The organism is Mesorhizobium sp. KACC 23794, assembly GCF_052180275.1.
In the GTDB taxonomy this organism is placed as follows: Bacteria; Pseudomonadota; Alphaproteobacteria; order Rhizobiales; family Rhizobiaceae; genus Kumtagia.
Window position 1 is genome coordinate 1,330,378 of sequence record NZ_CP197465.1, and the last position, 22,657, is coordinate 1,353,034.

General features: G+C 62.6%; 18 protein-coding genes and 2 pseudogenes. 13 read left to right on the forward strand and 7 right to left on the reverse strand.

All coding sequences use genetic code 11. From position 1 onward, the window contains the following. Positions 1-29: 29 nt before the first annotated feature. Complete coding sequence (locus tag ACSBOB_RS06695) at positions 30-3,170, reverse strand: efflux RND transporter permease subunit (RefSeq protein WP_442581666.1); 3,141 nt, start codon at positions 3,168-3,170, stop codon at positions 30-32. Positions 3,171-3,174: 4 nt separating this feature from the next. After that, on the reverse strand, positions 3,175-4,344 hold the full coding sequence (locus ACSBOB_RS06700) for an efflux RND transporter periplasmic adaptor subunit (protein ID WP_442581667.1): 1,170 nt from the start codon (positions 4,342-4,344) through the stop codon (positions 3,175-3,177). A gap of 883 nt (positions 4,345-5,227) precedes the next feature. On the opposite strand from ACSBOB_RS06700, the gene ACSBOB_RS06705 reads away from it, so the two are divergent. The 8 genes from ACSBOB_RS06705 (at position 5,228) to ACSBOB_RS06740 (ending at position 12,334) form a co-directional block, all read left to right on the forward strand. Then, a complete protein-coding gene (locus ACSBOB_RS06705; RefSeq protein WP_442581668.1) occupies positions 5,228-6,028 on the forward strand; it encodes an acetoacetate decarboxylase family protein in 801 nt (266 codons plus the stop codon). A gap of 70 nt (positions 6,029-6,098) precedes the next feature. Beyond that, positions 6,099-7,820, forward strand: coding sequence for a ubiquinone-dependent pyruvate dehydrogenase (gene poxB / locus ACSBOB_RS06710; RefSeq protein ID WP_442581669.1), 1,722 nt, complete (start codon positions 6,099-6,101; stop codon positions 7,818-7,820). Between the two features lie 21 nt (positions 7,821-7,841). Continuing rightward, the gene (locus tag ACSBOB_RS06715; protein ID WP_442581670.1) at positions 7,842-8,009 is read left to right on the forward strand and encodes a tautomerase family protein; all 168 of its coding nucleotides are present in this window, start codon (positions 7,842-7,844) and stop codon (positions 8,007-8,009) included. Positions 8,010-8,076: 67 nt separating this feature from the next. Next, a complete protein-coding gene (locus tag ACSBOB_RS06720; RefSeq protein WP_442581671.1) occupies positions 8,077-8,217 on the forward strand; it encodes a hypothetical protein in 141 nt (46 codons plus the stop codon). 65 nt (positions 8,218-8,282) lie between these two features. After that, positions 8,283-9,704 carry a cytochrome ubiquinol oxidase subunit I gene (locus tag ACSBOB_RS06725; protein WP_442583663.1) on the forward strand — a complete coding sequence of 474 codons (1,422 nt, stop codon included), beginning with the start codon at positions 8,283-8,285 and terminating at the stop codon, positions 9,702-9,704. Next, the gene (cydB, locus tag ACSBOB_RS06730; protein WP_442581672.1) at positions 9,701-10,750 is read left to right on the forward strand and encodes a cytochrome d ubiquinol oxidase subunit II; all 1,050 of its coding nucleotides are present in this window, start codon (positions 9,701-9,703) and stop codon (positions 10,748-10,750) included. Before ACSBOB_RS06725 ends, cydB begins: the two co-directional genes overlap by 4 nt. A gap of 257 nt (positions 10,751-11,007) precedes the next feature. Beyond that, a complete protein-coding gene (locus tag ACSBOB_RS06735) occupies positions 11,008-11,400 on the forward strand; it encodes a response regulator transcription factor (protein ID WP_442581673.1) in 393 nt (130 codons plus the stop codon). 124 nt (positions 11,401-11,524) lie between these two features. Next, positions 11,525-12,334, forward strand: coding sequence for an IS5 family transposase (locus tag ACSBOB_RS06740; RefSeq protein ID WP_442581674.1), 810 nt, complete (start codon positions 11,525-11,527; stop codon positions 12,332-12,334). Positions 12,335-12,533: 199 nt separating this feature from the next. Here ACSBOB_RS06740 and ACSBOB_RS06745 read toward each other — a convergent pair whose 3' ends face one another. From ACSBOB_RS06745 to ACSBOB_RS06760, 4 genes and pseudogenes are all read right to left on the reverse strand, one after another. Further along, positions 12,534-13,619, reverse strand: a complete 1,086-nt coding sequence (locus ACSBOB_RS06745; RefSeq protein ID WP_442583664.1) for an IS3 family transposase — start codon at positions 13,617-13,619, stop codon at positions 12,534-12,536. Then, positions 13,614-13,703, reverse strand: a pseudogene (locus ACSBOB_RS06750) (hypothetical protein); the annotation flags it as partial. The gene ACSBOB_RS06745 and the pseudogene ACSBOB_RS06750, both read right to left, overlap by 6 nt. Before the next feature lie 80 nt (positions 13,704-13,783). Beyond that, positions 13,784-14,680, reverse strand: coding sequence for a proline iminopeptidase-family hydrolase (locus ACSBOB_RS06755; RefSeq protein WP_442581675.1), 897 nt, complete (start codon positions 14,678-14,680; stop codon positions 13,784-13,786). Between the two features lie 134 nt (positions 14,681-14,814). Next, positions 14,815-15,576 carry a LuxR family transcriptional regulator gene (locus ACSBOB_RS06760; RefSeq protein ID WP_442581676.1) on the reverse strand — a complete coding sequence of 254 codons (762 nt, stop codon included), beginning with the start codon at positions 15,574-15,576 and terminating at the stop codon, positions 14,815-14,817. Between the two features lie 117 nt (positions 15,577-15,693). Between ACSBOB_RS06760 and ACSBOB_RS06765 the strand changes: the two genes are divergently transcribed. The 5 genes and pseudogenes from ACSBOB_RS06765 to ACSBOB_RS06785 all read left to right on the forward strand — a co-directional run bounded on the left by ACSBOB_RS06765 (position 15,694) and on the right by ACSBOB_RS06785 (position 21,647). Continuing rightward, a complete protein-coding gene (locus ACSBOB_RS06765) occupies positions 15,694-16,584 on the forward strand; it encodes a proline iminopeptidase-family hydrolase (RefSeq protein ID WP_442581677.1) in 891 nt (296 codons plus the stop codon). A 51-nt stretch (positions 16,585-16,635) separates the two neighbouring features. Next, positions 16,636-17,574, forward strand: coding sequence for an ABC transporter permease (locus ACSBOB_RS06770; RefSeq protein ID WP_442581678.1), 939 nt, complete (start codon positions 16,636-16,638; stop codon positions 17,572-17,574). After that, positions 17,571-18,425 (forward strand): ABC transporter permease, encoded by an 855-nt coding sequence (locus tag ACSBOB_RS06775; protein ID WP_442581679.1) that lies wholly within the window; start codon positions 17,571-17,573, stop codon positions 18,423-18,425. Before ACSBOB_RS06770 ends, ACSBOB_RS06775 begins: the two co-directional genes overlap by 4 nt. Continuing rightward, positions 18,422-20,047: pseudogene (locus ACSBOB_RS06780) on the forward strand (dipeptide ABC transporter ATP-binding protein); the annotation flags it as partial. The gene ACSBOB_RS06775 and the pseudogene ACSBOB_RS06780, both read left to right, overlap by 4 nt. Before the next feature lie 100 nt (positions 20,048-20,147). Beyond that, positions 20,148-21,647 carry an ABC transporter substrate-binding protein gene (locus ACSBOB_RS06785; RefSeq protein WP_442583665.1) on the forward strand — a complete coding sequence of 500 codons (1,500 nt, stop codon included), beginning with the start codon at positions 20,148-20,150 and terminating at the stop codon, positions 21,645-21,647. Between the two features lie 167 nt (positions 21,648-21,814). Here ACSBOB_RS06785 and ACSBOB_RS06790 read toward each other — a convergent pair whose 3' ends face one another. Then, positions 21,815-22,648, reverse strand: a complete 834-nt coding sequence (locus ACSBOB_RS06790) for an MBL fold metallo-hydrolase (RefSeq protein WP_442581680.1) — start codon at positions 22,646-22,648, stop codon at positions 21,815-21,817. Between the last annotated feature and the right edge of the window lie 9 nt (positions 22,649-22,657).

Here is a 22,657-nt window from a genome sequence, read left to right on the forward strand (position 1 = left end):
TGAGACCGGTCACTTCTCGGCGACCCGGGTCAGTTCTCAGCGGAAATCAACACCTTTGTCGCATTGTCCGCTGTGGAGGCGTTGCCGGTCGGCCGAAACGGTCCGGACAGCAACCGGCTGAACCTGTCAAGATAAAGATAAACGACCGGAGTTGTATAAAGCGTCATTGCCTGACTGACGATCAGCCCCCCAACGATGGCGTAGCCGAGAGGCTGTCGCAGCTCCGACCCGGTCCCGTGCCCGAGCATCAAGGGCACACCGCCAAGCAGCGCGGCCATGGTTGTCATCATGATAGGTCGGAAGCGCAGCAGGCAAGCTTGGCGGATTGCAGCCTTCGGCTCGAGTCCCTGGTCACGTTCCGCGGAGATCGCGAAGTCGACGATCATGATGCCGTTCTTCTTGACGATGCCGATCAGCAGAATCATCCCGATCAGCGCGATTACAGTGAAGTCGAAGCCGAAACCCCACAGCATGACGAGGGCGCCGAGGCCAGCGGACGGCAAGGTGGACAGGATCGTGACGGGATGGATGTAGCTCTCGTAAAGTACACCGAGAATGACGTAGATCACGAACACAGCGGCCAGAACCAGCAGCGGCTCGCTTGCCAGCGACTCCTGGAAGGCCTGTGCATTGCCCTGGAACGTGCCGATGAGGGTCGGCGGCACGCCCATGGCCGATTGCGCCTGCTGGATGGCCGAGACGGCCTGGCTGAGCGCCACGCCGGGCGGGAGATTGAAGGACAGTGTAACCGACGGAAACTGGCTTTGATGGTTCACGGCGAGCACGGCGGTCGGCTCGGTCGTTTGCTTGACGAGCAGGTTCAGCGGAACCTGCTCGCCGGTAAGCGGAGAGGTCAGGTAGAGCTGGTTGAGCACGAGCGGCGAATTCTGCGCTTTGGGATCCAGTTCGAGGATGACATGGTAGCTGTTCAGGTCGGTGAAATACTGCGTCACCTGGCGCTGGCCGAACGCGTCGTAAAGCGTATTGTCGATCAATTGGGGGGAAATGCCGAATCTCGAGGCCTGATCACGGTTGATGGTCAGAGAGACTGTCGTTCCGCTGTTCTGCTGGTCGGTTGCGACGTCGGCCAATTCAGGCAAAGTCTTTAGCCTGGCAAGCAGTTGTGGCGCCCACGCATTGAGTTCGTCCGTGTTGCCGTCCTGCAGCGTATACTGGAACTGCGTGCGGGAGAGCCGGCCCCCGACATTGATGTCCTGCGCCGGCTGCAGGAACAGGGCGGCGCCTTCGACCTGCGCGAGTTTTGGGCGCAGCCGGTGGATGATCTGCCCGGCGGATGCGGTTCTCTGGTCCAGGGGCTTCAAGGTGATGAACAGGCGTCCGTTGTTCAGCGTCTGGCCAGCCAGCGCGCCGACAGCCATGCCGACGGTCGCGACATCCGGATCGGCGGAGACGACGCGCCCGAGTGCTTGCTGGCGATCCACCATCTGGGCGAAGGAGACATCCTGCGCGCCCTCGGAGATGCCGACGATCAGGCCGGTGTCCTGGATCGGGAAGAAGCCCTTGGGAATCTTGACGAAGACGTAACCGGTGGCCAGCAGCGTTGCGAGGAAGATCGCGAACGTGAAGCGATGATGCTGCAGCGCGATGTCGAGCGTCGCGCGATAGCCGTTGAGCAGCGTGTCGAAGGCGAGCTCCGACGCCATGTACAGGCGGCCGTGCTTGCGGCCGCCCTCGGCCCGTAGGAAGCGTGAGCACATCATGGGCGTCAGCGTCAGCGACACGGCAGCGGAGATGACGATGGTCATCGTCACCGTCACTGCGAACTCGCGGAAGAGGCGCCCGACAATGCCGCCAAGCAACAGCAAGGGGATGAACACCGCTATCAGTGACAGGCTGATCGAGACAATGGTGAAGCCGATCTCGGCCGAACCGTCCATGGCGGCCTGGATTGCCGATTTCCCGCTCTCGAGATGCCGTTCGATGTTCTCGATCATGACGATGGCATCGTCGACCACAAATCCGATCGCAATGCTCAAGCCCATCAGCGAAAGATTGTCGAGGCTGAAGCCGCAGGCATACATCATGGCCAGAGAGCCGATCAGGGCAAGCGGCACCGTGACGCTCGGAATAGCGGTCGCCCAGAAACTCCGCAGGAAGACGAAGATCACGGAGACCACCAGCACGATGGTGAGCAGCAGCGTTTTCTCCACGTCTGCCACCGACGCTCGGATGGTCGTGGTGCGGTCGCTGAGCAGCGAGACGTGCAGCGCACGCGGCGCCAGCGCCTGCAATTGCGGGAGCATCGCCTTGATCCGGTCTACCGTCTCGATGACATTGGCGCCTGGAAGCTTGAAGACGGGCAGGATGATCGCCGGCTTGCCGTTCGCCCAGGCGGCGAGCTGTGTGTTCTCGGCTCCATCGATCGCATTGCCGATGTCGCGCACGCGCACCGGCGCGCCATCATGGTAAGCAATGATGGCGTCGTTCCAGGGATCAGCGGCCAGAAGCTGGTCATCGTCATAGATCGTATAGGTCCGCGCCACGCCCTGGATGCTTCCCTTCGGCCCGTCGGAGGTGGTCTCCGCGATCATCGTGCGGATGTCCTCCAGCGACAGTCCGCGGCTGGCGATCTTGCGGGGATCGACCTGTATGCGGATGGCCGGCTTCTGCTGTCCGAATATCCCGACCTGCGAGACGCCCGGAACCTGGCTGATGCGTTGCGCCAGCACGTTCTCGGCGAAATCGTCCAACTGGGTAAGCGGCAACACGTCGGAGGTCAGCGCCAGGACCAGGATGGGAGGATCGGCCGGGTTGACCTTGCGGTAGGTAGGCGGGGAGGGGAGGCTGGTCGGAAGCTGGCCGGCGGCTGCGTTGATAGCGGTCTGCACATCCTGCGCTGCGCCGTCGATGTCGCGGTCGAGATCGAACTGCAGGGTGATGGAACTGGTGCCGAGCGTGGTGATGGACGTCATCTGTGAGACGCCCGGAATCTGTCCGAACTGCCGCTCCAGCGGCTGCGTGACCGATGAGGCCATGGTCTGCGGGCTGGCGCCGGGAAGCTGCGCAGAGACCTGGATCGTCGGAAACTCCACCTCCGGCAGCGGCGCCACCGGCAGCAGCGGATAGGCGGCGGCGCCTACCACCAGGATTGCCACCGTCAACAGCGATGTGCCGATCGGGTGGCGAATGAACCAGGATGAAATCGACATTGCGTCAACCTCCGGCGGAAGTGCCGACTGCAGCGCTACCGCCGTCCTGCGGCGAGATGCGGACGCCGTTGTCGAGACGGTACTGTCCGGCCGTGACGACCCGCTCCCCTGGCGTCAGGCCTTCCTCCACGACGGCGAGGCCCCCGGCGATCTGCCCCGGCTTGACCGGCCTTGCCTTTACGACGTTGTCAGCCCCTGCCACGTAGACGAAAAAGCCTTCACTCCCGCGTTGCAGGGCGGCCGAAGGCACGGTGGTGGCGCCGCGGGTCACCCGCTGCAGAAGGCGTATTTGAACGGACTGGCCGGGCCAGAGCGAAAGATCCTTGTTGGGAAAGTTCGACTTCAGCCGGATGGTCCCGGCGGACTGGTCGATCTCGTTGTCGATCAGCGAAAGCGTGCCGTCTCCGAGATTGGTTGCACCGTCTGTCGTGAACGCGGTGACCGGCACGGGACCGGCCTGGAGCGCTGCTCGCACGGCGGGAAGACCGTCCTGCGACAGGGTCGAGATCGCCGAGATCGGCTCTAGCTGGGTGATGACGACAATGCCGGTGGTGTCCGTCGCGTGCACGATATTGCCTTCGTCGACCTGCCGAATACCGGTGCGTCCGTCGATCGGCGATGTCAGTTGCGTATAGGAAAGCTGGGTCGCCGCATCGCTTTGCGCGGCCTGGTCCTGCGCCAGCAGCCCCTGAAGTTGCTCCACCGTGGCGCGCTGGGTGTCGGTGGTTTCGACGGTTGTGAACTGCTTGGCAGTGAGTTTGGCATCGCGGTCCAGGATAAGCTGGGCATTCTTCAGGTTGGCCTGGTCCTGCGCGATCTTGGCGGTAGCTTCGTCGAGAGCGGCCTGGAACGGTCGGGGGTCGATCACCGCGAGCAGGTCCCCCTTTTTGACCGTCTGCCCCTCCGTAAACAGCACCTTCTGCAACTGGCCGTCGACCCGGGTCCGGATTGTCACCGTGTTGAACGCCTGGACGGTGCCGAGGCCCGAGAGATAGATCGGCACATCCGCGCTCGCGGCCAATGCGATCTCTACAGGAACCGGCGAAGATTCAAGCGGCGTCGTGATTGTCGCCGGGTGTGCCTCGTTGTGGCGTAGGAGCCAGACCGTTCCTCCCGTTCCAATGACACCGAGCAGCACCAGGGCGCCGATCACTTTCAGGATGAGCCGGCGCACGCGGCCAACCCGCGATACATCTGTCATGGCGAATCCAGTCGGTTACGTCTACTCTGACATTGGGGTCGGGCACCGGCATCCCAATCTGCAGGCGAACGCGTTGCGACGAGTTTGTCTGTTGAACCTCTACAGACCTTAGTCGAAATGCCCGATGAAGGATTTCGGAAATGCCCGCGCTTTTGCGCATAAACTCGATCGCGGGAGTGGTGCCGCGTCAACGCGCGTGACATCTGTTTTTCACACGTTGAATGGCCATTCGTGGGCTGCAAGCCGCTCCTCTCCGCGTTTTGGAGTTGGAATAACATCGAGTTAAGAGTCCTCTCTGATTGGGGGTCTTTGAGGTCAGAAGGCAGGTAAGCACGAATTTCGTCCACATACTTCCAGGGGCCGATACGAGGCGCCTGCGGGTCATTTTGTCTGCTGCTTCAGCCATCTGCACACAGCCGCCAATTACCTGCCTCGAAAACCGGGGGCAGCATTGGACCAATGTCCAGTGCCTGCGGTTACCGCCCTTCGGATGTCGCCTCTTGGTTCGACTCAAGCGACCATTGGGGCAGAAGATCAAATAGAAGACCTTGATCGCTGTTACTCCAGCAGACACCGTGGGAGACTGTACATGGAGGTCACTTCCGGCCCTCACTGTGGATATGCCAAGCGAAAGGGCCAGTTCATAGCTGCAAGCAGTTGTAAATCGCTGCAAGCTGACGCAAATGCATGTAGCGCCATTTCGTCCTCCGGGTATCTCTGCTTCAACGGAGATTGCTTTTCGGAAAAGGGATTTACTTCACTTTGCGAGCTTTGACTCGCTCTGGCTGTCAGCAGCATGAGAGGTTTCCGCCATGAAAGCCGTCCGATCGGCCGGCCCTAGGATGGAGCGCTGCACATGCTCAAAGGCTACATGGTCCCTCAGTCGCCCGAAGGGAAGTCGGCCGCAACGCCGGCGCCCCCGTGGCACTACGCCAGTTACTGCATCGCGGTGGAATACTGGACCGACCCAGCTGCTATCTCGGCGCTGCTTCCGCCCGGTGTGGAACCGGACAGCGAAGCTAAGGGCCGGGCCTTTTTCTGGTTCCTAGACTGGCAGTTCACCGCTTCGGACGACGAACTGACCGACCCCGCCCGCTATCAATACCGCGAGGCCTTCCTCCTAGTCGAGGCGCGTCTCGACGGCAAGCCGGTCAACCTGTGCCCCTATATCTTCGTCGACAACGATGCCGCATTGGCCCGCGGCTGGATCCAGGGCTATCCCAAGAAGCTTGGCAGCATCTTCCAGACGCGAAGCTTCGCTGCGCCGAATCCTGCGGCCGCCCCGATCGTTAAGGGTAGCAGGTTCGGTGCAAGCGTTTCGGCCCATGGCGAACGCATGGCGACAGCGCGCATCCAGCTGGAGGAGCCTGTTGCGGATCCGACAAAGGTATTCAACCGTCCGACCGTCATCCGTCGCTACTTTCCGCAACTGACTGCGGGTCTCCGGGACAAACCGGCCGTCAACCAGCTCACCCTGTCGAAGATGGACGATCTGACGTTCACACAGGTCTGGTCCGGCAGCGCCGAACTCACGATCCCCGAAGTCGCCGGGGAGGACATGCACCGGATTGCGCCGCTGCGCGTGGGCAAGGGTTACCGGTTCAGCATGGCCTATTCGGTCACCGACCTGCCCATCCTGCGGGACTATCTCGCTTGAACTATCCAGGCCCGGCGGCGGACGGACCTCCCTCGACTGCGCAAATTTTCTAAGAGCCGGGACACAAATCATGAGCATGACCGCTGCGGAGTACATGGCACGAACGCTCGGCGAGGCCGGCGTGAAACGCATCTACGGGGTGGTTGGGGATTCCCTGAACGGTTTCACCGATGCACTTCGACACCTGAAGACGATCGAGTGGATCCATATGCGCCATGAAGAAGGGGCGGCGTTCGCAGCCTGCGCCGAGGCGCATCTCACAGGCCAACTGGCAGTCTGCGCAGGCAGCTGCGGACCGGGAAACCTCCATCTGATCAATGGCCTTTACGATGCCCAGCGAAGCGGGGTCCCCGTGCTCGCGATTGCCGCGCACATTCCGAGCAGCGAGATCGGCATCGACTTTTTCCAGGCGACCCACCCCGAAAGCCTCTTCCGGGAATGCAGCCACTACGTCGAGCTTGTCAGCCGCCCTGACCAGCTGCCCCAGGTGCTCGCCCGCGCACTGCGCGTAGCGGTAGCACGCAAGGGCGTCGCGGTCGTCGTGCTGCCCGGCGACATAGCGCTCCAGCACATCTCAGCGCAGGTGCCCGCCTGGATCGTTCCGGCGAGTCCGAGCGTCCGCCCCGGCCCCGAAGAACTGACGAAGCTAGCCCGACTGCTGAACGAGGGCGATCGCGTAACCCTCTTCTGCGGAGCCGGCTGCGCCGGAGCGCACGACCAGGTCGTCACACTCGCCCAAAAGCTGAAGGCGCCCGTCGTGCATGCGCTTCGGGGTAAGGAGCACCTCGAATACGACAATCCTTTCGATGTCGGCATGACCGGCTTGCTGGGATTTGCCTCCGGATATTGGGCGATGAAGAACTGCGACACGCTGCTGATGCTCGGGACCGACTTTCCCTATCGCCAGTTCCTTCCGCAGAATGCACGCATAGCCCAAGTCGACATCCGTCCCGAGGCACTTGGCAATCGTTGCGCTCTCGACCTCGGTGTTATTGGAGACGTGACCGCTACGCTCGACGACCTTCTTCCTCTCGTGGAGGAGAAGTCCGAGAAACTCCATCTGAACGAGGCTCTCTCGGACTACCGAAAGGCCCGCGCGAAGCTCGACAGCCTCTCCGAAGGCGGTACGGGTGGAGGAGTCATTCACCCCCAGCACCTGAACAGGCTCGTCAGCGACCTGGCCGACGACGATGCCGTCTTCACCTGCGACGTTGGCACCCCGGTTGCCTGGGCTGCGCGGTATCTCAGGATGAACGGACGCCGGCGGCTGATCGGCTCGTTCAACCATGGCTCCATGGCAAACGCGATGCTGCATGCCATCGGGGCAAAGGCATCGTTCCCAAACCGGCAGGTCATCTCAATGTCGGGTGACGGTGGCTTCACCATGATGATGGGCGAGTTCGTGACGCTCATTCAGCACAAACTGCCGGTCAAGATCGTCGTGTTGAACAACGGCACGCTCGGATTCGTCGAGCTGGAGATGAAGGCGTCGGGGTTCCTCGATGCCGGCTGCGATCTCGCCAACCCGAACTTCGCGGCGATGGCTCAGGCCATGGGCATCAAGGGTGTCCGCGTGGAACGGCCACAGGACCTGGAAGCCGGCATCCGCGACGTTCTCGCCCACGAAGGACCCGCACTTCTCGATGTAGTAAGCGCTCGCCAGGAACTCGTAATGCCGCCAGTCAAGACGTTCGACGAAGCGCAGAAATTCGGAATGTTCATGCTCAGGGCCGTTCTCGACGGCCGGGGCCGCGAACTGATCCACCTCGCCGAAGAGAACATTCGTCTCTAGGCGGTGGATGGAGCCCAGTCGATGCCACTCTACACGATCACCACACAGACCGGCGTGCTTACCCCGGAAGCCAAGCGCGAACTGGCGGCCGACCTGACTGCGTTCCATTCTGAATACGCCGCCCTTCCAAAGAACTGGGTTCACATCGTCTTTCAGGATTACCCGCAAGGCAACGGATTCACCGGGTGAAGCGGCGGCAGCGGCCGCGCTGACGCTCGTCATCCGGACCGGCAGGTCCGACGACTACAAGCGCAGGATGCTCGCGCGGCTCTGGGATCTGCTCCAGAGCGCGACGGGCGCACCGGACGATCAGATCGTCATCGGAATCCAGGAGGTCCCGGCGAGCCAGGCAATGGAAATGGCGGCCATTATGCCGGACGTCGATAGGACGACTTGAAAGTGGCGGCCTGGAGCCGCCGGAAGGGCGAGATCCGCCACAGCAGCGAGTACGAGGATCGGATTATGGACGTTACGGCACTCATGCTGTCCCGCATCCAGTTCGCAATGACGGTGTCGTTCCACATCATCTTCCCGGCCTTCACGGTCGGACTCGCAGCTTGGCTGTGCCTCTTGGAGGCGATGTGGATGGCAACGGGCAAACCGGTATACCGGAGCCTTTCGGATTTCTGGCGCACGATATTTGCGGTGGCCTTCGGCCTAGGCGTGGTCTCGGGGATCGTGCTGGCGTTCCAGTTCGGAACGAACTGGAGCGAGCTCTCGCGCCGCACGGGCGCGATCCAGGGGCCTCTTCTCGGCTATGAAAGCTTCACCGCCTTCGCCCTCGAAGCCAGCTTCTTTGGCGTGATGATGTTCGGGCGCAACCGCGTGCCGCGCTGGGCCTATCTATTCGCCTGCCTGATGGTAGCGCTGGGGACAACCATGTCCGCGTTCTGGATCATGGTGAACAACAGCTGGATGCAGTGGCCGGTGGGCTACAGGATGTTGCCGTCGGGCGTATTCGAGCCGACAGACTGGAACGCGATCATATTCAGTTCCGTCGTCTGGGTGCGGTTCCCGCACATGCTTATGGCCGCATACGTCACTTCCGCCTTTTGTATCGCTGCGACGGGGGCATGGCATCTGCTGCGCGGACGGTTCAAGGCAGAAGCGCGTATCATGCTCCGCATGTCGCTCGGCCTAGCCGCTGTGCTGGTCCCGGCGCAACTGATCGTGGGCCATCTCGTCGGCGACTATGTTCATGACAAGCAGCCCGCCAAGTTCGCCGCGATCGAGGCGCGCTGGGAAGACGAGCAGCCGGCGTCCGAGGTGCTGATCGCATGGCCCAACGAAAAGACGGAATCGAACGACTATGCGATCAGCATTCCATATCTTGGCAGCCTGATCGCCTCCAACAGCCTCACGTCTAGGGAAGTCGGGTTGAAGAACTTTCCTGTCGCCGACCGTCCCCCCGTGCTGGTCCCGTTCTTCGCATTCCGCGTCATGGTCGGATGCGGCCTGCTGATGCTCGCGTTGGCATGGTACGGCTGCATCCAGATCGGCCGCCAGCGTCTCGAGCACCAGCGCTGGCTGCTGTGGGCAACCTTCCTCTCCTTCCCGCTTGGATTCGTTACGACGCTCACGGGCTGGTACACTGCGGAGGTCGGCCGGCAGCCGTGGACAGTATATGGCCAGTTGCGGACAGCGGATGCTGCCACTCCGTTCCTGTCGCCCGGCCAGGTGGCCGCGACGCTGATCCTGTTCTGCGTCGTATACACCGTCATTTTCAGCGCAGGTGTCGTCTACATCTACCGCCTGCTTCGGCGAGGGCCGGCCGCCCCCGAGTCCGAGGGGAGTGAAGGCACGAACCTCAAGAGGCCACTGTCGATGGCGGGCGACAGTGACCGCGGCACAGAAGCGCTTGCGGCCGGCGAGGGCAGATCATGATCGAGTTCTGGACCGCTGCACTGGCGATCGCGCTTCTGCTCTATGTGGTGCTCGATGGCTTCGATCTCGGGGTGGGTATGCTCATGGCCGCCGCGCCGGACGAACACCGTCGGCGTCAGATGCTGTCCGCGATCGCCCCAGTGTGGGACGGGAACGAGACCTGGCTGGTCGTCACGGCGTCCATCCTGTTCGGTGTCTTCCCGCTGGTCTATGCAACCCTGCTGTCGGCCTTCTACCTGCCTCTCTACATCATGCTGGCTGGCCTTATCCTGCGCGGCGTGTCCTTCGAATTCCGCCAAAAGAGCATTCGCCGAAAACGCTTCTGGGACGCATGCTTCATCCTCGGCTCCTTTGTGGCGACCTTCGTCCAGGGGATGACGGTTGGAGCGCTCGTCGCCGGCCTGCCGATCACCAACGGATACTACGCTGGAGGTGCTTTCGGCTGGGTATCGCCCTTTGCGTTTCTTTGCGGGCTGGGCCTCTGTCTTGGATACGCTATGCTGGGTGCTGGCTGGCTCGTCTGCAAGACCGAGGCAGACATCCAGGCAATGGCGTTCAGAATTCTTCCCAAGCTTCTCGTCGGGGTGCTTGCCTTCCTGGCGGTGGCATTCGTGGCCGCCCTCGGCCTGCAGTTGCGGGTCATGGAGCGCTGGCTGGAACGGCCGACACTTGCGGCGTTCCCGCTTATCGGTCTGGTTGCCACCTGTGCGATGTTCCGCGCTGTCGGCCGTCGCCAGGAACGTACGCCGTTCGTCTGCGGACTTCTCATTTTCTTGGCGGCTTTCGGCACACTGGCCGTCTCGTTCTATCCTTACATGGTGCCATTCACGATCACGATCACGATCGCCGACGCGGCGGCCCCGCGTTCAAGCCAGGCCTTCTTGTTTTGGGGCGCCGGCGTCGTCGTCCTGCCGATCACCCTGGTGTACACACTGGTTGTGTATTTCGTCTTCAAAGGGAAGGTCGAGATGGGCGCGGGCTATTCGAACGATGGTTCGGACCGGCCGCCTGCGGAGACCCGTGCAAGGATTGGAAATCCCTCATGACAAGTCCCACTTACCCCACACCGCTACGGTGTGCATGGCGTCTGCGCCGTATAACGTGTTTCCATTATATCGGCGGTGCGGTCCCTTGGTATACTGCCCCACATGTGAAGTGACGCGGGCAGGAACGTTACCTTCATGAAAGGGGTTCACTGGGCGTCCGTGTTAGCTGATGGGGGCGCGCACCCTCCTTATCCCGAGGGCGACGGTAGATTGCCAAGGCAAGACCACAACATGGCCGCATGCCGGATCGGCTCGACATGATAACGCCCGCGGCCTCGAGAATAGCCGTCGTGGACGACGACGATCGCGTGCTCGAGTCGCTGCGAGAACTGCTGGAAGCAGCCGGCTATACCGTCCAGCCATATCCGTCATCCGGGTCCCTTTTGCCGAGCGGCAAACTGCAGACGCTTGATTTCCTCATAACCGACATCGGATTACCAGAAATCGACGGCTTCGAACTCTGCCAGCGCGTGCGGAGCCAGCGCCCGGATCTGCCGGTCATATTTATCACGGCACGCCACGACACCTTGGATCAACAGCGGGCCGATGCCCAGGGACTTTGCAGGCTTTTCCGCAAACCCTTCTACGCTGCGACGTTGCTTACGGAAGTCGATCGCGCGCTTCGGAACGCTGAACCTCGTCGAAACTGAGGCAGACGCCAGTCGTTCACGTCGAAAACTTCTCAGCGGACGGGTGCGGGATTTCACCTTGATCATGATCCTGGGCTAGAGTTTGTTATGGACATAAGAATGGATAAGATTCAAACGGTTGTGCATGAGCACTTGCCGCAAGCCGTATCCATCCGATGTGTCTGATGAAGAATGGTCGCTGGTTGCGCCGTATCTGACGCTGCAGCGGGAAGATGCTGGCCAGCGTGAGCACAGCCTTCGCGAGGTGTTCAATGGATTGCGTTATATCGTGAAGACCGGCGCGCCGTGGCGATGGATGCCGAATGATCTGCCGCCCTGGGCGGCAGTGTATCAGCAGACGCAGCGCTGGCTGGCAGCGGGATGCTTCGAGGCGCTTGTTGACGATCTGCGCGCGCTATTGCGGCTTGCGGCGGGGCGCTCGGCCGAGCCGAGTGCGGCAATCATCGACAGCCGGACCTTGCGATCCACGCCCGAGAGCGGCGCGCGCGCCGGCGATGATGGGGCCAAGCGCAAGAAGGGCTCCAAGCTCCACATGGCAGTCGACACGCTCGGCCATCTGCTCGCACTCCACGTCACGCCGGCAAGCGCGGAGGATCGCGGCGAGGTCGAAACCCTCGCCAGGACGGTCCAGGCCGTCACCGGCGACAGCGTTCAGATCGCCTGGGTCGACCAGGGCTATACCGGCGAACGCGCCGCGCAGGCCGCCAAACGGCACGGCATCACCCTTGAAGTCGTCAAACTGCCCGAGGCAAAGCGAGGGTTCGTTCTCCTGCCACGACGCTGGGTCGTCGAGCGATCCTTCGCATGGGCCACGAAATTCCGCAGGCTCGTCAAAGATTACGAACGATATCCCCACACTCTCGCAGGACTACATGTCGTCGCTTTCGCTTGTCTCATGATCAACCAGGTCGCGGCTCTTGCCGCAGCTTCATAACAGACTCTAAGCCAAGCCCCGCAGCATCGATGAGGAAGTCATCAAGCTGCCGCTTATGGGCCGGGTTTTTTGCCCAGCTTTTTCATGATTTCCGCCTGCCGTTCAGGGTTTACCTGGCCGTAATTGCGAAACGTGGTGTCGACGCTCTCATGACCCAATATGAGCTACTCCCCGATCCTTGCGCAGGTTTCCGGGTGGTTTAAGCTACTCTCCGGGCCTGCTGATCGGTTTCGATGCTGTCGAAGTAGACCACGGCGGGCGGCTGTCCGCCATGGGCGGCGTGAGGCCGCTGGTGGTTGCAGAAGGTGATCCAACGACCGATACCCGCCTTGGCCTGCGAGCCGGTCTCCCAGGCGTGCAAGTAGACGCATTCATACTTCATCGCGCGCCACAGGCGCTCGATGAAGATGTTGTCGAGGCAGCGTCCCTTGCCGTCCATAGAGATCCGGGTTCCGACCCGCTTCAGCCGGTCGGTCCAAGCGAAGGACGTGAACTGCGAGCCTTGATCCGTATTCATGATCTCGGGCGGGCCGAAGCGGTGGATTGCCTCGTTCAGCGCCTCGACGCAGAAGTCGGTCTCCAGCGTGTTCGAGATGCGCCAGGCCAGCACCTTGCAGGTGAACCAGTCCATGATCGCGACCAGATAGAGGAATCCCCTGCGCATCGGCAGGTAGGTGATGTCGGCGCACCAGACCTGGTTCGGCCGCTCGATCCGCAGCCCGCCCAGCAGATAGGGATAGGTCTTGTGCCCCTTCGCGGGCCTGCTGGTGTCCGGCTTCTGGAAGATCGGCATCAGGCGCATGAGCCGCATCAGCCGCCGGACGCGCTTGACGTTCACGGCATGACCCTCGTTGCGCAGGTGCCAGGTCATCTGCTGGACGCCGTAGAATGGGGTCTCCAGGAACTGCTTGTCGATCAGCAACATGAGGGCGAGGTTCGTTTCGGACTCGCCCTGCGGCTCGTAATAAAACGAGGACCGCGAGATCGACAGCAGGCGGCACTGCGCGCCCACCGACAGCACGGGATGGTTCCGCTCGATCATCCCGCGTCTCATTTCCCGCCCCAGGGCTTGAGCTTTCGTGACATCGAAGCAGGGGCAAGTGACCCTGCGGAGCATCGTTGGCGACGGCCAGTTCTCCGATCTTCGCATGCAGCGCCCGGACAGTGTCCTCGTCGACTCAGCGGTCTTCTTGCCGCCCCACTCGAAGATGTCCGCCGCCCCGTCAAGCAGCGCCTTCTTCCATTGGTGGATCATCGTCGGATGCACGCCATATTCCGCGGCCAACTCCGATACGGTGCGCTCGCCCTTCACGGCCTCCAGCGCAACGCGAGCCTTGAAGCCAGCGTCATGGTTCCTGCGCTTCTTCATGTTCTGTGATCTCCTCGTCCTGGGAGATCAGCAGACGTCAGTTCGTAGCTTCCGTCACTGCCCGATTTTCGGGGACGTGCTCAGTCCCGCGTCTTCAGGAAGTCCGAGACAGTGCGCATGCAGAGTTCCCGTTCCTCGACATGCGGCATGTGGCTCGAATGCTCGAACAGCGCCCATCGAATGCCCGGAACGCGCTCGACATAGGGTTGCACCACCACCGGCGTGGCCTCGTCGTGGCGGCCGGAGATCAGCAGCGTCGGCACGGCGATGTCGGGTAGCCGGTCCTCTATGGTCCAGTCCTTCATCGTGCCGATCACGTGGAATTCGGTCGGACCATTCATGTTGCGGTAGACCGTGTTGTCCTCGTCCATGATGGCGAAGGTGCGGGCTACTTCCGGCGGCCAAGGCACGACGCGGCAGACGTGCCGGTCATAGAAAACGCGCGAGGCCGTCACATATGCAGGATCGGTGATCGTGCCGGCAGCCTCGTGCCGTGCCAACGTATCCTGCACGTCCTGGGGTAATTCGCGGCGAAGCCGGTTGGCCTCCGTCACCCACGTGTGCATGTTGGCCGGCGAGTTGGCGATCACCAGCGCCTTGAGCCCGGGAGGCCGGCGCACCGCATGCTCGGCGCCGAGCATGCCGCCCCAGGACTGGCCCAGGAAGGCATATCGCTTGTCGATCCCCAATGCCCGCAGCAGCGTGTCGAGTTCATCGAGGAACAGGTCGACGGTCCAGAAGTCCGGGCCCTTGTCCGGCAGCCGGGTGGAATTGCCGTTGCCGAGTTGATCGTAGTGGATCACGGCCCGTCCATCGAGCGCGGCGATATCCTTGAAGGCATCGACATAGTCGTGCGTGCAGCCTGGCCCGCCATGCGCGACGACCAGGGGCAATTTCGCAGACTCCAGCCTGCCGGTGATGCGGTACCAGGTGCGGTAGTCGCGAAACGCGACATGGCCTTCTGTCGTCTCGGTCAAGCTCTTTCTCCTCGCTGCCCGCGGCATCTTAAAAGCAGTTCGGGATGCGTGGCAGCTATGAGAAGTAATAGGTGGTTGCAGGCTTCTGCGCTGCCGATCTGGGCGTCGAGGCACGGGCGCGCTCCGCTGCTCCGTCAGTCGTCGAGCAGGCGGAAATGCGCGGCGCGCACGACGGCCTGCGTGCGGTTCCTGGCGCCCAGCTTCCGCGCGGCGGCCGTCAGGTGCATGACCACCGTCGGCACCGACCGCTCGATGATGCGGGATATCTCCTTGGCCGAGAGGCCGTGCGCGGAATAGCGCAGGCATTGGCGCTCGCGCTCGGTCAGGGCCGGCAGGCGCGGGCTGAGTGCCGAGCGGTCGTAATGGGCGTAGGCGGCGTCGTGGAAGACATGCGCGAGAAGGCTGAAGCGTGCAATGGTCGCGGCATCGCGGTGATCGCCGTCGCTCGAGCCGGGACGGATGCCGGTGACGGTGGCATAGCCGCCGCGCGGCATATGGATGGGGATCGTCACGCCATTGGCGAGATCGCGGTCGCGCAGATACCGCGCGACCGGCTCGGTGGCCTCGTTCAGGAGCGCGCCGATCTCGGTGTCCATCCCCTTGTCATAGTTCCACGCGAAAGGCGTCGAGCTGCGCGCCGCGACCATCTGAACCGGGTCGATGCGAAAATAGCCGCGGTCGCACCAGTAATCGTGCATGTCGTCGGCGATGTTGCGCAACTTCAGCAACGACGGGATCATGATGGAGCCGTCGAGATCGTAGGGAACCGGCGTGTAGTCGTAGATCAGGGCGTCGTAGCCGAGGCGGCCGGCCGCCCCGAACGCCTCGTCTATGCACTCTTCGAGCGAGTGGCGCCCGTCAAACCGGCGCCTGATTGCAGTGACTTCGTCGAGCATGACACCTGTCCGCAGCGTCCTCCCGAAGACACCCTATCACTTCTTATAGCTAACGCACGCGAGACATTTTGCTAACAATATAGGCCGTGCCTAAAAGCTGTGCATGTGGGGACCATGATGTGGCGTGAGATCGCGGCCGACGACCGCATCGAGGTTGATGTCGACGGCTTCAAGGTCGTGGCCTACAGCTTCGGCTCCGGTAGCGAGACCGTGTTCTGCCTGAACGGCGGCCCCGGCCTGCCCTGCGACTATCTGCGCGAGGCGCATTCCTGCCTGATCGACCAAGGTTATCGCGTCGTGGCGTTCGACCAACTCGGCACGGGCGCATCCGACCGGCCTACCGACGCCTCGCTGTGGACGATCGGCCGCTACGTCGAGGAAACCGAGACCGTGCGCAAGGCGCTCGGTCTCGGCAAGGTGCACATGCTCGGCCACTCCTGGGGAGGCTGGCTGGCGATCGACTACGCGCTGACCTACCAGGAGAATCTGCGGACGCTGATCCTCGAGGACACTGTGGCCGACATGCCGCATCTGGTCCTGGAGCTGGAGCGGCTTCGCGCTTCGCTCGGCCCCGAGACGGTGTCGATGATGCAAAGGCACGAGGCGCAGGGCACCTACGATCATCCCGAGTATCTGGCGGCGGTGACGATCCTCAACTACCGCCATGTCTGCCGGCTGCCGCAGTGGCCGGCCCCCGTACGCCGCTCGCTCGACGATTGGAACATGGGTCCGTACGCGACCATGCAAGGCCCGAACGAGTTCCTTTACATCGGCAATCTCAAGGACTGGAACCGCGTGCCGGACCTGCCCAGGATCAAGGTCCCGGTGCTGATCACGCATGGAGAGCATGACGAACTGACGCCGGCCTGTGGGCTGCGCATGAAGCTCGGGCTGCCGCAGGCGGAATTGCACATCATCCCAAACGCCAGCCATATGCCTTTCTACGAGAACCCGACTGTGTATTATCCGATCCTGTCCGGCTTCCTTGAGCGCAACAGGGCGGATTGATGCAGGTTCGACCCACGCTTCAGAAAGCGGACGGAGTTATCCGTCACGGCCATGCATCGTTATAAGTTCGTTCTATACCGACCGCTGCAGTTCCTGCCGGTGCTGTTCGGCGTCAGCATCATCACTTTCGTCCTGGTCCGGCTGATCCCCGGCGATCCCGCCCGTGTCCTGCTGGGCACCCGGGCAACGCCAGACGCGATCGCCCGCATCCGTGAGCAGTACGGCCTCGATGAACCGTTTCTCGTCCAATACCTCTATTTCCTGCGCAACCTCTCGAACGGGGAGATGGGACGTTCGATCCTCTACAAGATCGACGTCCTGAAACTCATCCTCACCCGCATCGAGCCCACGCTGATGCTGGTCCTCTGCAGCGTAGTCCTGTCCGTACTGATCGCCGTGCCGGTTGCCGCCATTGCCGCCCGCAACCAGGGCAAACTGGCCGACCAAGCGATCCGCATCGTCTCCACCTTCGGCATAGGCTTTCCGCCCTTCTGGCTGGGGTTGATGCTCATCATCCTGTTCAGCGTGAAGCTCGATATCTTCCCGGTGTCCGGCTACGGCAACACGCTGCCCGAGAAGCTCACGCATCTCTTCCTGCCCAGCCTCACGATCTCGCTGTCGCTGTCGACGGTGCTGGCGCGCAGCCTGCGCGCTGCAATGGTCGAGGGGTTGAGATCCGATGTCGCCACCGCCGCGCGGGCGCGCGGCATGCCGGAGGGCATCGTGTTCTGGCGCCATGTGCTGCCAAATTCGATGGTTCCGACTGTCAATCTGCTCGCCGTCAACATCGGCTGGCTGATCGGCGGCACCGTGGTGGTGGAAACCGTGTTCGCGCTGCCCGGGATGGGACAGCTGCTGGTGCGTGCCATCTTCTCGCGCGACTACATGGTCGTACAGGGCGTGGCGATGGTGTTCGCCTGCGCCACGGTGCTCATCAACTTCCTGGCAGACATCGTCACAGTGGCGCTCGACCCGAGGGTGAAACTGTGAGCGAACCTTTGGTCGTGGCGACTCCCCTCGGCGGCAGACGCGGTCCCTTCCGCCGCCGCGGCACCCTCGCTATTGGCGTGTTCCTGTTCGTCGCGTTTGTCATCCTGGCGCTGGGTGCGCCGGGGATCGCTCCCTACGATCCGATTGCCCAGGATGCGGCGGCGCGGCTGCAAGGGCCGTCGTGGCTGCATCCGTTCGGCACCGACAATTTCGGCCGCGATATCCTCTCGCGCGTCATCTGGGGCACGCGCATCGACCTGCAGATCGCCGTCATCGGCGTGCTCTTCCCCTTCATCATCGGCACCACGCTGGGCACGATCGCCGGCTTCTTCGGCGGCATCGTCGACGCCATCTTCATGCGGCTGGTCGACATCATCCTGGCTTTCCCCTTCCTGGTGCTGATGCTGTCGATCATCGCGATCCTGGGGCCTGGCCTCGGCAGCTTCTACATCGCCATGGCGCTGGTCGGCTGGGTTTCCTACGCACGGCTGATCCGCGCCCAGATGCTTGTGCTCAAGAACCAGGACTACGCCATTGCCGCTGTCAGCCTCGGCTTCAGCCGCACGCGCATCATGTTCCGGCACCTGCTGCCCAACGCCATTGCCGGCTCCGTCGTCTTCGCCATGTCCGATGCCGTGCTGGTGCTTTTGAGCGGCGCCGCGATCAGTTATCTCGGGCTTGGCGTGCAACCGCCGATCGCGGAATGGGGCGTCATGGTCGCGGAAGGCCAGCCCTTCGTCACCACCGCCTGGTGGATCACGCTGTTTCCCGGCCTGTCGATCGTGATGCTCGCCTTTGCCTTCAGCATGGTCGGCGACGGACTGGCCGATCTCTCCGGAGTCCACGAGTGAGCGTCCCGTTGCTCAAGGTCAACGAGTTGACCGTCGTCCACGACGGCGATGACGGCCCGCGCACTCTGCTCGATGCCGTCTCGCTCGATCTCGTGCAAGGCGAGGTGCTCGGGCTGGTCGGCGAGAGCGGTTCGGGCAAGAGCCTGCTTTGCCGTTCACTGGTCCGTTTGCTGCCCTCCAGCCGTCTCAGGATCAGTGGCGGCTCGGTCACGCTCGCGGGGCGCGACCTCACGACGGCGTCGGACGCCGAGATGCTGGCTGTGCGTGGCGGCGAGATCGGCATGATCTTCCAGAACCCGACCAGCCATCTCGACCCGGTCATGAAGGTCGGTGACCAGATCGCCGAAGGCATCCGTTTCCACCAAGGCCTCGACGCCAGGGCGGCGCGCGAGGCGGCGACCGAAGTGCTGGCCCAAGTCGGATTCCCGGATCCTGCCCGCCAGTACGACAACTATCCGCACGAGTTTTCCGGCGGCATGCGCCAGCGTGCCATGATCGCATCGGCGCTGTCCTGTAATCCTAAGATCCTGATTGCCGACGAGCCCACGACGGCGCTGGACGTGACGATCCAGGCGCAGATCCTGCGGCTGTTGATGGACATCCGCGCAAAACGCGGGCTCTCGGTGATCCTGATCACGCATGATCTCGGCATCGTCGCTCAGGTCTGCGACCGCATAGCGGTGATGCGGCACGGCCGCGTGCTGGAGGTTGGAGGCAAGCGGGGTCTTCTCGCCGCACCAAGCCATGCCTACACGCGTTCGCTGATCGCCAGCCATCCTTCTTTGTCGGAGGAAGACGCGACGCCGCAACCCGAGAAACGCCAGCCGCCGGGCGCGGTGCCTATGGTCGACATCGAGAAGCTGCATGTGCGTTTCGCCGGCGGAGGATTGTTCCGGCGGAGTGCAGTGAACGCCGTCGACGGCGTGACCCTGCGCGTCATGCCTGGCGAGACCGTCGGCATCGTGGGCGAGTCCGGCAGCGGCAAGAGCACACTGGCGCGCGCCATCCTCGGGTTGACGCCTGCCTCGTCCGGCACGATCCGCTTCGATGGCGCCGACATCGCTTCGGGCCGCACTGCACTGGCGACGCTGCGGCGCGAAACGGCGATGGTCTTCCAGGACCCGTTGAACGCCTTGAATCCTCGGCAGACGGTCGGCCGGATGCTGGCCGAGGTCCTGCGCGTGCAAGGGAAGATCGAACCCGCGCGCATCCCTGCACGATGCGGCGAATTGCTCGACCTGGTCGGACTGGGGCGCGAGTTCCTCGATCGCAAGCCGCGCTCGATGAGCGGCGGCCAGTGCCAGCGCGCAGGCATCGCGCGGGCGCTTGCCGTCGACCCGAAGCTGATCATCGCGGATGAATGCGTGGCCGCGCTGGACGTGACGATCCAAGCGCAGATCGTCGAGCTGTTCCGTGAGTTGGCGGAGCGCATGTCGCTCACGCTGATGTTCATCGCCCACGACCTAGCGATCGTTCGCAATCTCTGCCAGCGTGTCGTGGTGATGCATCGCGGTGTGATCGTCGAGGAAGGCCGGTCGGAGGAAGTATTCTCCCGGCCTCAACATCCCTACACGGCTGCCCTCATCGCCGCCGTACCGCACATCGACCCGGACAAGCCGCTGCTTGCTCCGCTGAAGATGGCGACCGCTCAAGCCCATGCGGTCGCGAATTGACCACCAGAAGCCAACCAGAAGGGGAATGCAGATGTTGAAGAGCAAGTGGATGCGGATCGGCCTGGTCACGGTGATGACCAGCCTTTCCATCGGAGCGACCATCGCCGAGGCCGCCGGCGTGCTGACCATCGGCCGCCGCGAGGATTCGACGACCTTCGACCCGATCAAGACCGCACAGAACATCGATCTCTGGGTGTTCGCCAACGTCTATGACGTGCTGATCCGTGTCGACAAGACCGGCACCAAGCTGGAGCCGGGCCTGGCGGAAAGCTGGGAGGTCAGCCCGGACGGACTGACCTACACGCTGAAGCTGCGCGATGCGAAATTCTCGGACGGCTCCGACCTGACCGCCGAGGATGTCATCTTCAGCCTCACGCGCATCCGCGACGACGAGGGCTCGCTCTGGGCCGATCCCTTCAAGGTGATGGAGAGCGTCGAGGCTCCCGACCCGAAGACCGTCACGATCAAGCTGAAGCAGCCGACCGCGCCGTTCCTGGCCACACTTGCCTTCCCGATCGCGTCGATCCTTTCCAAGAAGGGCTTTGAGACGCTCGGCGCGGAGAAGTACGCCGAGACGCCGATCGGCTCCGGTGCCTTCACCATCACCGAATGGCGGCGCGGCGACCGCGTCATCCTCCAGAAGAATCCCAATTTCTGGCAGGCCGATCGCGTCAGCCTCGACGGCATCGAGTGGATCTCCGTGCCGGACGACAATACCCGTATGCTGAACGTGCAGGCAGGCCAGCTCGACACCGCGATCTTCGTGCCGTTCTCGCGCGTCGCCGAGTTGCAGAAGGATCCGAACCTCACCGTCCATCTCGACCCGTCCACCCGCGAGGATCATCTGCTGATCAACCACGAGAAGGGCGCGCTGGCGAAGAAGGAAGTGCGGCAGGCCCTCGACATGGCCATCGACGAGCAGGCAGTCGTCGACACGGTGACCTTCGGATACGGCGAGGTGGCCAATTCCTACGTGCCGAAGGGCGCGCTCTACTACTATGCCGACAATCTGAAGCGCCCCTACGACCCCGAGAAGGCCAAGCAGATGCTGGCCGACGCCGGCGCCTCCGACCTGACGCTCAACTACGTGGTGCGCGCCGGCGACGAGATCGTCGAGCAGACCGCCGTGCTGTTGCAGCAGCAGCTGTCCAAGGCCGGCGTCACCGTCAACATCCAGAAGGTCGATCCCAGCCAGGAATGGGACATGCTGGTGGCCGGCGACTATGACGTTGGGGTCAACTACTGGACGAACGACATCCTCGACCCCGACCAGAAGACCACCTTCGTCGTTGGCCACGACGCCAACATGAACTACATGACCCGATACAACAACGAGAAGGTCAAGGATCTGGTCGCGGCCGCTCGCGTCGAGATGGATCCGGCCAAGCGCGAACAGATGTACATCGAGATCCAGAAGACGGCCAAGGAGGACGTGAACTGGATCGACCTCTACTACAGCCCGTTCATCAACGTCTCGCGCAAGAACATCGAGAACTTCTACCAGAACCCCTTGGGCCGGTTCTTCCTGGAAGACGTCGTCAAGAACTAGGCTTGCGAGCGAAGGCGCGGGACGCCGCTGGGCGGCGTTCCGCCCCTGTCATCATGCCGGCCAGGTGTGCGCGTCGGTCCAAATGCCGCTATGGGCATGCCGAACTCAAGCGCGGCTTCGTTGACCGCCTTGGTCGCGTGGGTCGAGCTATCGTGCGTTCTCGGTCATCAGATCACCTTGACGATCCGGAAACCCTCGACCTCCTTGACGACCGGAAAGCCCTTCCAGCGCTCGATGTCGTGAAGGATGACGAGTTTCGACAGGTCGCCGCCAAGCTCGTCATTCATCTTGTCGATTGTTTTCAGCTGTTCCCAGACGCTGCCGACGGCATTGTTCAGCGGCACATAGACCCCGTCGTGATTGTGGCCGGTGAACTGGCGCCGCGAATAGACGCAGTCGCCGGAGATGGTGCGTCGCCCGGCCTCGGTCTCGATGACGATGAATTGCTGGCCGATCGTGTGGCCGCTGCCCAGGCGAACATGGATACCCGCCAGCACATTGTCCTTGTCGCCGTCTACCAGCGTCACCCGGTGTTCGATGGACGCATCCAGCGCCGACCGAAGGTTGTCGGGATCGATGATAGCGGTGAGATGGGAAAACCGCTTCGGCAGGGCGATCGCCTCGTACCACGACAAAAGCTCGCTTTTCTGGATGTAGATCTGGGCATTCGGGAACTCGCCAATCGAACCCATATGGTCGAAATGCGCATGGGTGACGAAGATGTCGGTGATGCCGCCCGGTTCGATGCCGAGTTCGCCCAGCATCCTCAGCGGCGAAATCCAGTAGGGGACGCCGAATTTTTGGGAAAAGCTGTGATCGTCCTGCATGAAACCGGTGTCGACCAGCACGTTGCGGTCGCCGCGCCGGGCGAGGATGAACGAGAAGGGCAGGTCCATGACGCCGTCCTGGTACATGCCGCTGATCAGGTCGACCCAGGGCTGGTCCTTGGAACGCGCATATTCCAGCACGTAGACGTCCCAATGCATGTTCTGGTCCGGCATACAAACCCC

Bases quoted from the DNA above. Each gene is read 5' to 3' on its own strand.
- ACSBOB_RS06695 (WP_442581666.1), bottom strand. From the start codon at position 3,170: ATGTCGATTTCATCCTGGTTCATTCGCCACCCGATCGGCACATCGCTG.
- ACSBOB_RS06705 (WP_442581668.1), top strand. From the start codon at position 5,228: ATGCTCAAAGGCTACATGGTCCCTCAGTCGCCCGAAGGGAAGTCGGCC.
- poxB (WP_442581669.1), top strand. From the start codon at position 6,099: ATGAGCATGACCGCTGCGGAGTACATGGCACGAACGCTCGGCGAGGCC.
- ACSBOB_RS06715 (WP_442581670.1), top strand. From the start codon at position 7,842: ATGCCACTCTACACGATCACCACACAGACCGGCGTGCTTACCCCGGAA.
- ACSBOB_RS06720 (WP_442581671.1), top strand. From the start codon at position 8,077: ATGCTCGCGCGGCTCTGGGATCTGCTCCAGAGCGCGACGGGCGCACCG.
- ACSBOB_RS06725 (WP_442583663.1), top strand. From the start codon at position 8,283: ATGGACGTTACGGCACTCATGCTGTCCCGCATCCAGTTCGCAATGACG.
- cydB (WP_442581672.1), top strand. From the start codon at position 9,701: ATGATCGAGTTCTGGACCGCTGCACTGGCGATCGCGCTTCTGCTCTAT.
- ACSBOB_RS06735 (WP_442581673.1), top strand. From the start codon at position 11,008: ATGATAACGCCCGCGGCCTCGAGAATAGCCGTCGTGGACGACGACGAT.
- ACSBOB_RS06740 (WP_442581674.1), top strand. From the start codon at position 11,525: ATGAGCACTTGCCGCAAGCCGTATCCATCCGATGTGTCTGATGAAGAA.
- ACSBOB_RS06760 (WP_442581676.1), bottom strand. From the start codon at position 15,576: ATGCTCGACGAAGTCACTGCAATCAGGCGCCGGTTTGACGGGCGCCAC.
- ACSBOB_RS06765 (WP_442581677.1), top strand. From the start codon at position 15,694: ATGTGGCGTGAGATCGCGGCCGACGACCGCATCGAGGTTGATGTCGAC.
- ACSBOB_RS06770 (WP_442581678.1), top strand. From the start codon at position 16,636: ATGCATCGTTATAAGTTCGTTCTATACCGACCGCTGCAGTTCCTGCCG.
- ACSBOB_RS06785 (WP_442583665.1), top strand. From the start codon at position 20,148: ATGCGGATCGGCCTGGTCACGGTGATGACCAGCCTTTCCATCGGAGCG.
- ACSBOB_RS06790 (WP_442581680.1), bottom strand. From the start codon at position 22,648: ATGCCGGACCAGAACATGCATTGGGACGTCTACGTGCTGGAATATGCG.